Raw genomic sequence first — 14,498 nt, 5'->3', positions numbered from 1 at the left:
ACATGACCTCTCTGGTGACGGCTGCCGCCCGCTCGGAACGGCGCCTTCCGACATCAGGTCGACCCCATCCGCGCGGTACGAACCAGGAGACGTCGATGACGATCGAACATGCCTCGATACGGGTGGTGCAAAAACCCTGGGGCAGCACCGATCTTCTGCCCTGGAGCGAGGTCCGGCACGACGGCGCCACCGTCGGCGAACTCTGGTTCCAGCGCGCCAACATGAACGCCCCGGATCCGGCCCTGCTGTTGAAACTGCTGTTCACCACGCAACCGCTATCGATCCAGGTGCATCCCGACGACGCTTTCGCCCGGTCGATCGGGCTTGCCAATGGCAAGACCGAGGCCTGGTACATCCTGTCGGCCGCGCCCGGGGCCAAGGTCGCGCTCGGCCTCAAGCAGCCGTTGAGTGCTGATGAATTGCGGCTCGCCATCGCGGACGGCTCGATAGCCGACCTCGTGCATTGGCAGGAGGCCCGCAAGGACGACATATTTTATGTCCCGGCTGGCACCATCCACGCCATCGGCGCAGGACTGGTGGTCGCCGAGATCCAGCAGAGCAGTGACGCCACCTTCCGCCTGTTCGACCATGGCCGGGAGCGCGAACTGCATGTCGACAACGCGGCCAGGGTCGCGGTTGGCGGCCCGGCCGGACCACGAACCGTTCGGACACGGCTGACGGATGCAAGAACCCTGCTGGTGGCCAGCCCCTATTTCGTTTTCGAACGGCTCGATCTCGCGCCGCAATCGAGCTGGGACGTCGATAGCGACACCGAGACCTGGCTCATGGTCCTCGAGGGCCATGCCAAGATCGGGTCGATGAACGCCTTCGTCGGCGAGGCGATCTTCCTGGATGCGGAGGCGACCACTCTCGCGGTTGGCGCCGCGGGCTTGAGGGCGCTCTTGGCCTATGCCGGCCCTCGGCCCGCGCCGGGGCTCCTGCGCAATCGTGACGGTCAGAATGTCGGTTTCCCGCTGCCGCTGGAGGCGGGGCCGGGCCCGCATCATCAGGCCCCGCCCGGTTCGCCGGTCGCCAAATCGGAGGTGCGTCCGTGACCCAGTTGAGCCGTGTGGCTTTCATCGGTAATTCGCTCCCGCGTCGCTGCGGGATCGCCACTTTCACCAGCGACCTGCAGCAGGCCGTCGCCCATGCGCGTGCCGATCTCGGCACGGCCATCGTCGCGATGACCGATCGCGGCCAAGTCTATGACTATCCGCCGGTTGTCAGCCTGCAGATTCGCGACGACCGGATCGACGAATACGAACAAGCCGCCGTTACCTTGAATGCGGGCCAGTTCGACATCGTCTGCCTGCAGCACGAGTTCGGAATTTTCGGCGGCGACAGCGGAAACCACATCATGACATTGTTGTCGCGGCTGACAATGCCGGTGGTCACGACGCTGCATACGGTCCTGGCCGAGCCGACGCCGGCGCAGCGCGGTGTCATGGATCGGATCGTCGACGCCTCGTCGAAAGTCGTGGTCATGGCCGAGAAGGCACGCGATCTGTTGCGCGCGAAGTACGGGGTGGCAGCCGAGAAGATCGAGGTCATTCCCCACGGCATTCCCGACTTCGCCTTTGTCGAACCCGACACGGCGAAGGCCAAGCTGGGCTACCAGGACAGGGCAGTCATCCTGACCTTCGGCCTGCTGTCGCCCAACAAGGGTATCGAGGTCATGATCGACGCGATGCCGGCGATCCTGAAGCGCCGGCCCGACGCCCTCTATGTGGTGCTCGGCGCGACCCATCCCAATCTGGTCCGGGACCAGGGCGAGGCCTATCGCGACGGCCTAGTGGCACGGGCCCGCGCGATCGGGGTGGAGAACCATGTGGTGTTTCTCGACCAGTTCGTCGACCAGGCGACGCTGCTCGACTTCATCGCGATGTGCGACGTCTACGTGACGCCTTATCTCAACGAGGCGCAGATGACATCGGGCACGCTCGCCTACAGTTTCGGCCTCGGCAAGCCGGTGGTCTCCACACCCTATTGGCACGCCCGGGAGCTCCTGGCGGAAGGCCGTGGAATCCTGGTTCCGTTCGGCGACGCGGCCGCCATCGGCGAGGAGATCGCGGGGCTGCTGACCGACGACGTCAGGCGCGAGGCCATGCGCAAGCGTGCCTATGCGGCGAGCCGGTCGATGACCTGGGAACGCACCGCCGAGCGCTATCTCGGCGTGTTCGAGAGTGCCCGTCGCGGCCACAAGCTTCGCGTCGTCGCCCGGCCCGGCCCGGCTGCGGCAGCGCCGGCAAATCTGTCCGTGCATTCGGCCGTGCCATTGCGCGAGGGCCAGGCGACACCGGAGATGCGCATCGGCCATCTCCTGTCCATGTGCGACGACACCGGGCTGTTCCAGCATGCGGTCCATTCGGTGCCGGATCGCCACCACGGCTATTGCGTCGACGACAATGCCCGTGCCTTGCTGGTCGCCTGCGCCCTCAACAAGCCGGGCGAACAAAGCCTGCCGGACGTTCTCACCACCCGGTTCGCCGCCTTTGTCCAGCACGCTTGGAATCCCGACGCGCGGCGGTTTCGCAATTTCATGAGCTTCGATCGGCGCTGGCTCGAGGATGTCGGCTCCGAGGACAGCCATGGCCGGACGCTCTGGGCGCTGGGCGAATGCGCCCGCAGCGACGCCAGTCCGTCGCGGCGGCGCTGGGCGGCGGCGCTCTTCGCCGAAGCCCTGCCTGTCGTCGAAAGCTTCGGCTCGCCGCGCGCCTGGGCTTTCACGTTGCTCGGGCTCGACGCCTATTGTGCCGTGGTCGCCGCGGATACGGTCGCGATCGGCCTTCGACGGCTGCTCGCCGATCGGCTGATGTCGATCATGGCCGAAGTCGAAACCGCCGACTGGGTCTGGTTCGAGCAAGGGCTTGCCTATGACAATGCCCGGCTGTCGCAGGCGCTGCTCGCGACCGGCCGCTCGATCGGTTCCCCGGCGATGGTCGACGCTGGCCTTCGATCGCTGCATTGGCTGATGGCATTGCAGACCGCGCCGAGCGGCCGTTTCAGGCCGGTCGGCTCGCAGAGCTTCGGCGACATCAGGCAACCACCGAAGGCCTTCGATCAACAGCCCCTCGAGGCCACTGCCGCGATCTCCGCCTGTCTCGACGCCTGGCGGGTGAATGGCGGGGCCGAATGGCGGGCAGGCGCAACCCGCGCCTTCGCCTGGTTCCTCGGCGGCAACGACCTGGGCCTGCCGCTGGTCGACCTCGATACCGGCAGCTGTCGCGACGGGCTGCATCCGGATCGCCGCAACGAGAACCGGGGCGGCGAGTCGGTCGTGTCATACCTGCTCAGCCTCGCCGAAATCCGCCAGTTGGCGCGCATGACCGGCGACCGCGCGGCGCTCGCCCCGCTGCGTGCGGTCGGCGCTTGAAGTTCCCGAAATCCCGAACAGAAAAGTCGAGCACGCATTGTCGTCAGCTACATTTCTCAACCGGCAGGCCCTCTATCTGCGCCCCGACACGGCCAGGGTGATCGTTCGCCCGTTCAAGCCGGCCACCGAACCGCGGGACCTCAATCCGACCGACAAGACCCGGGCGAACCATATTGTCGACCGGGTGCTCGGGCTCGGCGCCGAGGCGGCAGCCAGCCAGTTGGCCGATGTGCTGGAGAATTTCCAGGGCCGCCACCGCAACCTGCTCGCGACATTCGAGGCGCGCGCCGACGAGATGGAAGAGGCGCTGGCCGCCCATGCCGATTTCACCTTGACCCAGCGCCAGTTGCTCGGGGCCTATTTCCTGAATGAATATTCCTTCGAAGCTTCGGCCCTGTTCAATCCGAGCGTCGTCTCCCATCCCGATCAATCCGGAGCGCCGGAAGGCGGGCGCCGCTTCATCCTCAGCCTGCGCGCGGTGGGCGAAGGCCATGTCTCGTCGCTGACCTTCCGCTCCGGTTCGATCGCTGCCGACGGCAGCGTGAGCGTCGATCCGACGGCGCGCCTTGCCGCGATGCCCCGGGTGGTCAACCGCGTGTCGAGCCCGGATGGCGACCATGTCGAGGTTGCCTTCAAGCCCGAGGAGGATATCAGCGAGCGGGTGATCTTCCCGGTCACCGAGACCCAGTCGAACGGGATCGAGGATGCCCGTTTCGTCGAATTCGACGATGGCGGCAGGAAGATCTTCTACGCCACCTATACCGCCTATAGCGGCAAGGCGATCCGCTCCGAGCTGATCGAAACTTCCGACTTTCTCAGCTTCAGGATGGCGCCTTTGCGCGGCACGGCCGCCCGAAACAAGGGCATGGCCCTGTTCCCGCGCAGGATCGACGGGCGCTATGCCATGATTGCGCGGCAGGACAACGAGAACCTCTATCTGATCACCTCGGACGACCTATACACCTGGGACGGCGGCAAGCTCCTGCTCAAGCCCCAATTCCCGTGGGAATTCGTGCAGATCGGCAATTGCGGCTCGCCGATCGAGCTGGACGAAGGTTGGCTCCTGCTGACCCACGGTGTCGGTCCGGTACGCAAATACTCGATCGGCGCGGCCCTTCTCGACAAGAACGATCCGTCCAAGGTCCTGGCGCGCTCGCGCGAGCCGCTGCTTCGGCCCGAGCCGTCCGAGCGCGAGGGCTATGTGCCCAACGTCGTCTATACCTGCGGAGCCATGCGGCATCGCGACCAGATCATCCTGCCCTATGCCGTCTCCGACACCTTCTCCAATTTCGCGACGGTCAAGATCGCCGCGCTGCTGAAGACGATGACGGAGTGAGCCTTGCCGGCCAGCCCGCCGCGCGGACGATGCAGCCGGCCATCGTCAGGGCGGCGAGCCGGCTCTGCGAAGATTTTTGCCGCCACGTCTTGCGTTCCCGGGAGACCGTTCCCATATCCAGTCAGTCGATGGACGGTCAGGGAATAAACTTCGGGTTTGTTTCGGGCCGCAGGACTGGCGATGTGCCGGTCGTTTCTTCGAGAGATCTGGCCTGATTGCACTGCCGGCGGCTGACGGATTTCCGCGTCGCCCGGCATTTCGCATCGCCAAATGAAGTTGACCGCGGATGTACCGGCGGCTTCCTTGGTGGCGATGCGGCAGCATGATGCCCGACAAGGCGCTTGGCGCCTTGATTGGCCCCGCACCTGGTGAAGGTCGCGGGGCCTTTTTGTTTCATCAATGGGTACGGGGTGCTCAGGCGTGGTCCGGCCCCCCTCGATGTCGCGGGCTTTGCGGGGCAGGGCGAAGCTCGCCCCGCCGATTGGCCTGGCACGGCGGGAGCGTGCCCAGGCCGCGCCTCTCGCCTCGGGTGTCATCCCGCCTTGGCCATGCCAGCGGCACTCGCGGCGGCGCGGCCGAGCAGCACGTCGCGTTCGCGGGCGTTGCGGGTGAGCGATGCCGCCCGTTCGAAAGCCGCGTGGGCCTCGGCGAAACGGCCGAGCTTGAACAGGAAGTCGCCGCGCACGCCCGGTAGCAGGTGATAGGCTTTCAGCGTCGGTTCGTCCGCCAGCGCATCGGTGAGCGCCAGGCCGGCGGCCGGACCGAAGGCCATGGCATGGGCCACCGCGCGATTGAGCTCGACAACCGGCGATCCAGCGGCCTGGGCGAGCGCGTCATAAAGCGTAGCGATGCGGGTCCAGTCGGTCGCCTCGGCGGTCCGGGCGCGGGCATGGCAAGCGGCGATCGCGGCTTGCAAGGCGTAAAGACCATTGGTTCCGCCGAGCGCTTCGACCCGCGCAAGTCCGGCGAGGCCCCGGCCGATCAGCAAATGATCCCAGCGCCCGCGGTCCTGGTCGAGCAGCAGGATGGGCTCGCCCGAAGGGCCGGTCCTGGCGCCGAAGCGCGAGGCCTGGATCTCCATCAACGCCACGAGGCCATGCACTTCGGGCTCGCGCGGCACCAGTCCGGCCAGGACCCGGCCGAGACGCAGCGCCTCCTCGCAGAGCTGCGGCCGCATCCAGTCGTCGCCGGCGGTCGCCGTATAGCCCTCGTTGAAGATGAGATAGATGACCTGCAGCACCGAGGACAGGCGCGCGGCGCGATCGATACCGCGTGGCACCTCGAAGGGCACGCGGGCTTCCGCCAGTGTCCGCTTGGCCCGGACGATCCGCTGGCTGATCGTCGGTTCCGGCACCAGGAAGGCCCGGGCGATCTCGTTGGTGGTCAGCCCGCCGAGCAGGCGCAGGGTCAAGGCGAGCCGGGCCTCGGTCGAAAGCACCGGATGGCAGGCGGTGAAGATCAGGCTCAGCAGGTTGTCGCCGACATCGTCGTCGAGGGCGGCGTCGACATCCGGTACGGCCATTTCCAGCTGGCCTTCGATCTCCAGCGTAATCTCGTCCTGCTTCTGGGCGAACAGCTTGTTGCGGCGGATGCGGTCGATGGCGCGGTTCCGGGCCGTGGCCATCAGCCAGGCGCCGGGCTTGTCCGGCACGCCGGTCTCCGGCCAGCGCTGGAGCGCGATGACCAGGGCGTCCTGGGCGAGTTCCTCCGCCAGGCCGACGTCGCGCACCACCCGCGCGAGGCCCGCGATGAGCCGCGCGGCTTCGATCCGCCAGACCGCTTCGATGGCGCTATGCGTATCAGGTGCCGTCACGGCGCGGATAAAATCAGCTCCGCCATGGCGCCGCAAGCGCGAGTCCGCCAGGACGCGGGCAATTCCGGCCTGGCGGCGATTTGACGCGCTATGCCGGGCCGGTCAGGCCGGGGTCGCGAGCTCGAGCGGCTGGCCGGAGCAAGGGGCCTCGCCGACATCGTACATCTGGCGAATCTCACTCTCGCCGTCCTCACTGACGATCTCGAAGAACCTTTTGCCCCATTCGATCACCTCGTCCTTCGACTTCACCTGGACCATGCAGAAGCCGGCGATGATTTCCTTGGCCTCGGTGAAGGGGCCGTCCGTGACGGTGATCTGGCCGCCCGACGATCTCATCTTCATGCCGGCCGAGGTCGGCATCAGCCCCTCGGTCGCGATCAGCACGCCGGCTTCGGCCATGTCGCCGATCAGCTTGCCCATGGCAACCATCTCGTCGGGGTTGGGCGGCAAGCCGGCCTCCGCGGCTTTGCTGTCGGCAGGCCTGAACATCATCATGAAACGCATGGTCGTCTCCCTCGGTATTGGCTGGTCGCCGGCCGATCAGGCCTTCTTGGTCTGCCGGGCGGCCTCGGCCCGCAAGCGGTCTTCTTGCTCACGCAGCTCCGGGGTGAATTCGGCGCCGAAATCCTCGGCCTCGAAGACCTGGCGGATCTCAAGCTCGGATTCGCCGTCGAACGGGCTCGGGCAGCGCTTCATCCATTCGATGACCTCCTCCTTCGATTTGACCTGCAGCAGCCAGAAGCCGGCGATCAGCTCCTTGGTCTCGGCGAAAGGACCGTCGATGACCGTGCGGGTCTTGCCGGAGAAGCGGATGCGCGCGCCCTTGGAGCTGGGGTGGAGGCCTTCACCCGCCAGCAGCACGCCGGCCTTGACCAGTTCCTCGTTGAAATTGCCCATTTCGGTCAGGAGCTGTTCGCTCGGCATGATGCCGGCCTCGGAATCCTTGGTGGCTTTGACGATCACCATGAAACGCATTGGTCTGTTCCTTGTTTGCGGGAAAGCTTCGGTCTGCGAGCCACCCTGGCCGGGCCTGGACCAGGGCTCTGATGGGACGACGAAGGTGGTTTCACGGATTCGACAGACTGCGCGATTTATTTTTTGGAGGTCAGGTGCCCCGGGGCGTCCGGCTCGCGCGAGCGACGAGCATGACGGGGGCGGGCCGAGGCTGGCTCGGGCACGCCACGGGTGCAGTTGCCCGGCAGCCGGGTGGGGCGCGATGGCCGGATCAGTTCGCCCGGCATTCGGCGGGGCGGGCGGCTGCGGCGGTCCGAGCCGCGCGATCGGCAAGTGCGCAACCGCCGGTCTTGTCGGCGAACTGGCTGTTGGCCGATAGCTTGAGGGCGATCAAGGCGGCGAGCGCCCCGGGCTCGCCGAGCTCGGCAGCTTCGCTGGCATCGTAGAGGAAGCCGCCGGGGCTATTGAGGTGGACCTCCGGGTGGGCGACCAGCAATCCCATGACTTGCAGGCGGGCATCCTGGTTCCACTGAGCCTGGATGGCGATCAGCCTTGCGGCTTGCGCGATGTCGCGCGGCACCAGGCGGCCTTCGAGAAGCAATTGGCCATAGGCAGCCTTCACCGCCGGGACATCCGCCGCCGATCGTCCGCGGAGCAGCGCCAGCGCGCGCGGTATGTCCTGGGCGCCGCCTTCGCCCTTGATCAGCATGTCGGCGAGAATCGGGATCGCATGGCCGGGATGGGTCGCGAGCGCCTCTTCGAGCAGGTCCCGGGCGCGCGCCGGGTCGATCGGCCGTAGCGCCGCGGCCAGGACGGCTTTGGCGTCGCCGCGCCCGGAGCGGGCGAGGCCTTCCAGCATGCCCAGGCCCCGGCCGTGCTCGTCAGGCCGGTCGGAATCGGCCAGCAATCGGCCGAGCAGCACCAGGCTGTCGGCGGAACTCGTACCGGTGGGCGGCGCGGCGAGCGATCGTTCCGCCCAGAGCCTGGCTCCTGCGGGATCGCGTTTGACCACGCCGCCCCGGTCGAGCAGCACGGCCAGCATGCGCATGGCGTCCCGGTGGCCGATCTCGGCGGCACGCCGCAGCGCGGTCTCGGCTTCGGCGCGCGATACCAGTTGAACCCGGCTGACGTCGCCACGGTCGAAGGACCTGTGGGTTTCGTAGAGCTGGTAATAGGCCTCGGCATTGCCCTCATGCGCCGCCGCCGCGCGCCATACACTGACCGCTTCGGCCCTTTGTCCATCGGCCGACAGGGCACGAGCGAGTGCGAGCATGATGTTCGGGTCGGCGCCCTCGGTCGCCACGGCCTGCCGGCAGGCCTCGACCCAGTTCTTGACGCCGCTCTCGAAAGCCTGCCGGCCGAGGCCGATATCCGGCGGATCGTCCATCAGTTGCAGGCAGGCCGCCCTGGCGCCTTGCGACAAGGCAGCCGGTGCCGCCGCGGCGCCGAGGGTGAGGCTCACTGTCCACGACAAGGCGAGGAGGACGTCGAGGCGCCGGGGCATGTCATGGCTCCGCATGGGCGAGATCGGGCAGCGTAGAGGGGCGTCCGCGCCCTCCTGCCGGTTCTCGCCGCGGGCTGTTTCCGCCTGATGTCCCGGACGGGGGGCGTCGATTGCCATCGGGCGTTCGGGACGAGGCCCCAGCGACGCCATGCCGCTTGCTTGCGTCGGCAGGCCTCGTTCATTCTGCGGACAAGGCCGCGCCGACAAGCGGTCGCGCAACCAGCCATTCACCGAGGAAACCCGCATGCCCAGCCGTCGTTCTCTGCTCGCCGCCCTTGGCGGCGCGCTCGCCATGCCCGCCCTTCGCCCCGCCGCCGCCCAGGACGGCTATCCGAACCGGCCGCTGCGCATGATCGTGCCGTTTCCGCCGGGCGGTTCGACCGATGTGCTGGCCCGCGTCATCGGCGAGCGCCTGGCCGCCGGCCTCGGCCAGCCCGTCGTGATTGAAAACCGCCCGGGCGCCGCCGGCAATGTCGGGGTCGACGCCATCGCCCGGGCCGATGCCGACGGCTATACGTTCGGGGTTTCCACCATCGGGCCGCTGTCGGCGCATGTGACGCTCTACGCCCGGCTGCCGTTCAATCCCCTGACCGATTTCACCTATCTGGCCGATATCTACGAGATCCCCAACGTCTTCGTGGTCAATGCCCAGAACCCGACGCGCAACATCCAGGAGTTTCTCGCCTGGGCCAGGCAGCGTGGCGCCGGCAAGGTCAGCTACGGCACGCCGGGCGTCGGCACGACCGGCCATCTCGGCACCGAATTTTTCGCCCGCCGCACCGGCCTCGAACTGCTGCACGTGCCCTACAGGACAGGTGCGGTCGCCGTGCAGGATCTGATTGCCGGGCGCATCGACATGATGTTCGACAACCTGCCGACCATTATCGGCCAGATCCAGGGCGGCCAGATCCGGCCGCTCGCGGTCTCCACCGCCCGCCGCTGGCCGGGCCTGCCCGAGGTGCCGACCATGATGGAGAGCGGCATCGCCGATTTCGACGTCACCTCATGGTCCGGCATGATCGCGCCGAAGGGCTTGCCCGAGCCGGTCGCGAGGCGCCTGACTGCCGAACTGATCAAGATCGGCCAGGACGCCGCCTTCCGGGCGCGCTTCGAGCAGATGGGCGCGGTCTCGACCATGAAGGGGCCGGAGGTGCTGCGCGCCCGGGTCGACGCCGAAATCCCGCGCTGGGCCGAGGTGGTGAAGGCCTCGGGGGCAAGGGTCGATTAGCCAGGGCGCAGGCGAGCAGCCGGCACCAGGCCATGCCGCTCGAAAGCCTGGCGTTGGCGATCTCCGCCGGTCACCAGCGGTCGTCCTCGTCGCGCCAGTCGCGGCGAGGGCCGTTCCGCGGCGCGTCACAGCGGCCGGGATCTTCGCGGCGGCCGTCCGGCGGAGGCGCATTGGACGGCACGTCGCGCTCCGGGAGCGGGGCATGGGACGATTGGTGTGGAATGGGGGCCGCCATGCGCCCCCTGATCGGGGCGAAGTGGAAGAAGTAGGATTTCGCCATTTCTGCCTCCCTCGGTGATCTCATGCCATCCTCGCGCGGGCCGCCTTTGGCCCTGATCGCGATCGTCGTGACCAGCCTGGCGCGCCGTGACGCCGGCGGTGGGGCCGTTGGGGTCGCCGCTGGAAGCGCGTTCAGGCGGCCCGGGCCACGAGGTCTCGACGGTTCGGTGAAAGCTCTGCGCTGAATGTCGCAATCCATGACATCCGCGCCGCAGCGCAGCGTGATATTAACGTGAATTGCATGTGGAATTAGATGCGGATCCACCCGGAGCGGCCGCGCAGGTCCGGCCGGGGCCCGGATCGAGATCGAGGTGCGCCGATTGTCTCGGGGGCTTCCGTCAGCCGACCTCAGCCCTGGCTTCGCTGCTGCGCCGGGCGGAAACCCGGCAGCATGCGAACGAGCGTCCGGTCCCGGAAGATCCAGTGGTGGCAAAGCGCGGCGGTGGCATGAAGGCCGGCGAGGATCAGCAGGGCATGGGCGACGACTTCATGCACCTGCCGGACATTGCGCGCGAAGGCCCGGTCGGCGACCCAGGGCGACGGAATGTCCATCAGTCCGAACAGGGGGACCGGCCGTCCGCGGGCGAATTGCAGGACGATGCCGATGATCGGTACGGCAATCAGCAGCAGATAGAGCGCGTAATGGGCGAGCCGCGCCAAGCGTTCTGCCCACAGGCCGAGCCTGGTCGGCACCGGTGGCGGCGGTGGATCGACCATCCGCCATGGCAGGCGCGCCGCCAGGACGGCAAGGATCGCCAATCCGGCGAGCATATGGACGAACTGTCCGGTGGCACGCGCGGGCCCCCTGGGAAGGGCATCGCCGAAAGTGCCGAGCGCCCAAGCCAGCAACAGCAGGATGACGGTGAGCCAGTGCAGCGACTGGGCAATCGCGCCATAGCGATCGGATGAGTTCTTGATCTGCATGTCGGATATCGGAGCCGTTCCTGCGTCTGGTGCGAACCTGGATCGTCAATCTTCGCTGGCGAGATGCGGATATGGCGTCCAGCGGCGCTCAACAAGATCGGCGTTGCAGGAAAGCTGCCGATTCTAACGGAATGTTGATCGATCGACCCTGGTTTCACAGGCCACCGCAAGGCACCGGCCGGTTCGGTCGAGATGGGTTGCAGACCGGGCGCACGATCCGTACCGGCCTTGGCCGCGCCGCCGGGTAGATGGCCCGCCGCTGGATACTGCCGGCGCCGGCGTTGCCGGGCGCATCGATCGCGCGCCGTCGCCGGCCTCGGCGTGCCGCCCTATTGTTCCGGGCCTTGCTGGCCCGGCCGCCAGCCCCGTTTCTCCTGACGCTGCCCCGCAGGCAGCGCGACTCCGACGCGCTTGCGGGCGAGATCGCCTCCGGTCGCCAGATGGGTCATGACGATCTCGGCGACATCTTCATAGGCAACGGTGATCTCGGCCAGATGGGCCTTCATCGACAGCGCCAGCGCGATGCGCGGCGCAAGGCGCGCCCAGTTGCCGAGCGGGTAGGGCAGGACATCGGTGGACATCCTGAGGTCGGCGCGCGGTCGTCCGTCCGGCGCCGGCACCATGGGACCCGGGCACATCAGCGACCAATCGGTCGCCGACCGTTTCAGCATGTCCCAGTTGCGCTTGTGCACCTGGTAGATGGCGGGGACGCCCGGCAGGTCGACGCCGAGATAGGGCGTATGCGGGATATCGAGCACAGCGGCGCCGCCGAACAGCCAGGCCCGTGGCGGCGGCGCCATGACGCGCTCGGCCTGCCGGACAATGATGGCGCAGATGCGTTCGAGCATTTCGGGATCGGTGGCATGACCGGCGGCATTGACCACCGCGTCTTGGCCCTCGATCGCCTGGCCGACGGCGCTTTCGTCCAGAACGTCGCCTTCGACGACACGCAGTCGCTCCGGCAGTCCGGCGTTCCACTGCTGGACGAGTTTCTGGCCGCTCCTGACGAAGGCGGTGACGTCGTGGCCATGGGCAAGGCCGCGGGCAACGAGACGCCGGCCGACATTGCCGGTAGCGCCGAAGACGATGACCTTGGTCGGATGGGCTGCCACGATGTTCTCCCGCTCGTCGATCATGCACCGCTTCCGGCGCGGGTGCAGCAGCCTGGCCGCGGCTCGCGGTCGGCGGGGCAGGAGCCGCCGGCCGGATGCCTGTCAGGCCGACAGTCTCGCCGCGGTGATCCGGCGCGCTGCCACCTCCACCGTAATCTCGTAATGATCGGCCTGCGCGACGTCGGTCACGTTGCGCGGGCGCAGCGCCGCGATATTGACGCCGCCGGCGTGGCGCACGCTGTCATAGATCACGCCTGCTCCGCCGGCAGCGCGCAGGCCTTCGCCGAGGATCTGGGAAGCGGAGTAGCTGTCCGGGGCATAGATGTCCGGGCGCAAGGCCTGCTCGCCCCGGATATCCAGATAAGAGCCGGCGAGGCTGCAGGCATAGGCGCGGTAGCGCCGGCTGGTCCGGGCCAGGCCGCGCGCGGAGGCCTCCCGGCGCAAATGATGGCCGACCTCGGCAACCGCGGTCGCAAGTTCGGCCGCGGCGTACCAGGCGCCGAGATCCGGGCCGTTGAAGCGCATGCCGCCGGGCGCCACATGCAGGAAGGCGGCCATCACCACGCTGGCGTTGGCACGACCATGGACCCATTCCGTCTGGGGGAGGCGGCCCAGCCTCTCGGCCACCAGCCGGTCGTTGGTCCAGCCGGCAAGCTCCATGACGGCGGCGAGGTCGGCTGGCGTCGTCACCGTGTCGAACAGGCCGATCGGCGGGAATTGCGACGGGATCAGCCGATGGCAGGGCTTCGGCGCGGCGGCATGCTGGTCGGTCACGAGATCTCGATGTCCGCGTCGCCATAGGGCCGGAAACCCTCGTCGACGCTGTTCGGCGCCATGTAGAGGCCGCCGCGGGCGGCGTCGAGAAAGCGGCGGACAGTGAGAAGTCCGTCCTGGGTGCCGCTGGTGACGAGGTCGAGTGGCGGCCGGCCGCCGAAGACCAGTGCCTGGTGCGGCTGGCGCAGCCAGGCGATCTGTTCGGGCTCGCTGGCAAACAGCACGCCCAGCGCCTGGTGCACGCCGAGCACGGCCGAAATGCGCAGGAGCACATCGACGTCGAGCGTGATGTCGCGATGTTCCCGCGCTGCCTTGGCCCAGTGGTGATAGGTCGACCGCGAGGGCAGGCCCAGCGCCAGCCGCCGTTGTTCTTCGCTCAAGCCCCAGAGGTCGCTGATCGCCAGAAAGGTCCTCAGGCCCGGTGCGCTCAGGCGGCGGCGGCTCGGCGGGTCGAAGCGTCGCGGGTCGAGCCGCGGGGTACCTCCCGCTATCGACCTTGCCGAGGGCATCGCGCTTGCCGGCATGACGATCTCCATGTCCAGATCCAGAGATAGTCCAAATCGGGACTTTTTTCAAGGGCGGCCGCCGCTGCTGCCGGTTTCCGTTTGCCGCTGCGTCTCGGCGGCGGTGCGGCCTCAAGTTTGCCCATCTGCAAGGCTATTCTGGCCAGGGAGGCGATGGTTACGCCTGTCCGATGCCAGAGGGAGGGAGCTTCAATGTGTGACTACAGTCTTGAACACGTCGCCTCTCGGCCTGCCAAAGTGGGTGACGAACTTGTTTCGACCCGCTTTCCCATGTCGCTGACGAAAGGCTTCGTGGCCTGTGACGCGCCCGACGTGGCGGTTTGCCTGCTGCCCGGAACGGAACTGGTCTTCGCCGCTGATGTCGTCAGAGACAACATTCTGGACTTCATGTTCCCGTTCAAGGCCGGCTCGCGGACGGCGCGCTTCCGGCATATCAACGAGGACATGCCGGCCATGCATCACGACGCCCTGGAGTTCGCCGACGGCAAGATCGTGCTGCTGACCAGGCTTCGCCCGGGCCAGCGCGCGACAGTGCTGCAATTGCCGGCGGAACCGCGCGCCGAGAAACCACTGCCCGCCGAAACCCACACGCCCCATTCCGCCTGGTTCCTGCCGGGAGGGTGGTGATCGTTCAGGCGGCGACGGACATCGTCCGTGCCCGCTGCTCGCGCGGCGGG

At 67.6% G+C, this 14,498-nt stretch carries 13 protein-coding genes; 5 read left to right on the top strand and 8 right to left on the bottom strand.

The annotated features are described in order from the left end of the window. Positions 1-95 precede the first annotated feature (95 nt). The 3 genes from AC07WJ_RS26875 to AC07WJ_RS26865 are packed head-to-tail and all read left to right on the top strand — an operon-like array spanning position 96 to position 4,709. The gene (locus AC07WJ_RS26875; RefSeq protein ID WP_494937755.1) at positions 96-1,055 is read left to right on the top strand and encodes a class I mannose-6-phosphate isomerase; all 960 of its coding nucleotides are present in this window, start codon (positions 96-98) and stop codon (positions 1,053-1,055) included. Then, positions 1,052-3,373 (top strand): glycosyltransferase family 4 protein, encoded by a 2,322-nt coding sequence (locus AC07WJ_RS26870; protein WP_494937754.1) that lies wholly within the window; start codon positions 1,052-1,054, stop codon positions 3,371-3,373. The genes AC07WJ_RS26875 and AC07WJ_RS26870 overlap by 4 nt, the downstream gene beginning before the upstream one ends. A gap of 37 nt (positions 3,374-3,410) precedes the next feature. Next, the gene (locus AC07WJ_RS26865) at positions 3,411-4,709 is read left to right on the top strand and encodes a glycoside hydrolase family 130 protein (RefSeq protein ID WP_494937753.1); all 1,299 of its coding nucleotides are present in this window, start codon (positions 3,411-3,413) and stop codon (positions 4,707-4,709) included. Positions 4,710-5,241: 532 nt separating this feature from the next. Here the strand turns inward: AC07WJ_RS26865 and AC07WJ_RS26860 are convergent. The 4 genes from AC07WJ_RS26860 to AC07WJ_RS26845 all read right to left on the bottom strand — a co-directional run bounded on the left by AC07WJ_RS26860 (position 5,242) and on the right by AC07WJ_RS26845 (position 8,980). Next, the gene (locus AC07WJ_RS26860; protein ID WP_494937752.1) at positions 5,242-6,522 is read right to left on the bottom strand and encodes an RNA polymerase sigma factor; all 1,281 of its coding nucleotides are present in this window, start codon (positions 6,520-6,522) and stop codon (positions 5,242-5,244) included. Between the two features lie 102 nt (positions 6,523-6,624). Continuing rightward, entirely contained in the window at positions 6,625-7,026 is a 402-nt protein-coding gene (locus AC07WJ_RS26855; protein WP_494937751.1) for a YciI family protein, read from the bottom strand. A gap of 36 nt (positions 7,027-7,062) precedes the next feature. Further along, entirely contained in the window at positions 7,063-7,497 is a 435-nt protein-coding gene (locus AC07WJ_RS26850) for a YciI family protein (RefSeq protein WP_494937750.1), read from the bottom strand. A 250-nt stretch (positions 7,498-7,747) separates the two neighbouring features. After that, entirely contained in the window at positions 7,748-8,980 is a 1,233-nt protein-coding gene (locus AC07WJ_RS26845) for a tetratricopeptide repeat protein (protein ID WP_494937749.1), read from the bottom strand. A 244-nt stretch (positions 8,981-9,224) separates the two neighbouring features. On the opposite strand from AC07WJ_RS26845, the gene AC07WJ_RS26840 reads away from it, so the two are divergent. Next, the gene (locus tag AC07WJ_RS26840; RefSeq protein WP_494937748.1) at positions 9,225-10,208 is read left to right on the top strand and encodes a Bug family tripartite tricarboxylate transporter substrate binding protein; all 984 of its coding nucleotides are present in this window, start codon (positions 9,225-9,227) and stop codon (positions 10,206-10,208) included. A gap of 627 nt (positions 10,209-10,835) precedes the next feature. Here the strand turns inward: AC07WJ_RS26840 and AC07WJ_RS26835 are convergent. The 4 genes from AC07WJ_RS26835 to AC07WJ_RS26820 all read right to left on the bottom strand — a co-directional run bounded on the left by AC07WJ_RS26835 (position 10,836) and on the right by AC07WJ_RS26820 (position 13,806). Next, positions 10,836-11,411: a cytochrome b gene (locus tag AC07WJ_RS26835; protein WP_494937747.1), complete on the bottom strand. Its 576-nt coding sequence runs from the start codon at positions 11,409-11,411 to the stop codon at positions 10,836-10,838. A gap of 329 nt (positions 11,412-11,740) precedes the next feature. Next, a complete protein-coding gene (locus tag AC07WJ_RS26830; protein WP_494937746.1) occupies positions 11,741-12,547 on the bottom strand; it encodes an NAD(P)-dependent oxidoreductase in 807 nt (268 codons plus the stop codon). A 78-nt stretch (positions 12,548-12,625) separates the two neighbouring features. After that, positions 12,626-13,297 (bottom strand): RES family NAD+ phosphorylase, encoded by a 672-nt coding sequence (locus AC07WJ_RS26825; RefSeq protein WP_494937745.1) that lies wholly within the window; start codon positions 13,295-13,297, stop codon positions 12,626-12,628. After that, the gene (locus tag AC07WJ_RS26820; protein WP_494937895.1) at positions 13,294-13,806 is read right to left on the bottom strand and encodes an antitoxin Xre/MbcA/ParS toxin-binding domain-containing protein; all 513 of its coding nucleotides are present in this window, start codon (positions 13,804-13,806) and stop codon (positions 13,294-13,296) included. The genes AC07WJ_RS26825 and AC07WJ_RS26820 overlap by 4 nt, the downstream gene beginning before the upstream one ends. Positions 13,807-14,013: 207 nt before the next feature. Here AC07WJ_RS26820 and AC07WJ_RS26815 point away from each other — a divergent pair, with 207 nt between their 5' ends. After that, entirely contained in the window at positions 14,014-14,448 is a 435-nt protein-coding gene (locus AC07WJ_RS26815; RefSeq protein WP_494937894.1) for a hypothetical protein, read from the top strand. Positions 14,449-14,498 lie beyond the last annotated feature (50 nt).

The sequence above is a fragment of the Phreatobacter sp. GW821-FHT04C01 genome (assembly GCF_059420385.1).
The sequence above is the reverse complement of the archived record's forward strand: the minus strand, read 5'-3'. Positions and strand labels throughout refer to the sequence as shown.

Excerpts from the sequence above, each read along its gene's own strand:
- AC07WJ_RS26875 (WP_494937755.1), top strand. The coding sequence starts at position 96 with ATGACGATCGAACATGCCTCGATACGGGTGGTGCAAAAACCCTGGGGC.
- AC07WJ_RS26820 (WP_494937895.1), bottom strand. The coding sequence starts at position 13,806 with ATGCCCTCGGCAAGGTCGATAGCGGGAGGTACCCCGCGGCTCGACCCG.
- AC07WJ_RS26855 (WP_494937751.1), bottom strand. The coding sequence starts at position 7,026 with ATGCGTTTCATGATGATGTTCAGGCCTGCCGACAGCAAAGCCGCGGAG.
- AC07WJ_RS26835 (WP_494937747.1), bottom strand. The coding sequence starts at position 11,411 with ATGCAGATCAAGAACTCATCCGATCGCTATGGCGCGATTGCCCAGTCG.
- AC07WJ_RS26830 (WP_494937746.1), bottom strand. The coding sequence starts at position 12,547 with ATGATCGACGAGCGGGAGAACATCGTGGCAGCCCATCCGACCAAGGTC.
- AC07WJ_RS26815 (WP_494937894.1), top strand. The coding sequence starts at position 14,014 with ATGTGTGACTACAGTCTTGAACACGTCGCCTCTCGGCCTGCCAAAGTG.
- AC07WJ_RS26845 (WP_494937749.1), bottom strand. The coding sequence starts at position 8,980 with ATGCCCCGGCGCCTCGACGTCCTCCTCGCCTTGTCGTGGACAGTGAGC.
- AC07WJ_RS26850 (WP_494937750.1), bottom strand. The coding sequence starts at position 7,497 with ATGCGTTTCATGGTGATCGTCAAAGCCACCAAGGATTCCGAGGCCGGC.
- AC07WJ_RS26840 (WP_494937748.1), top strand. The coding sequence starts at position 9,225 with ATGCCCAGCCGTCGTTCTCTGCTCGCCGCCCTTGGCGGCGCGCTCGCC.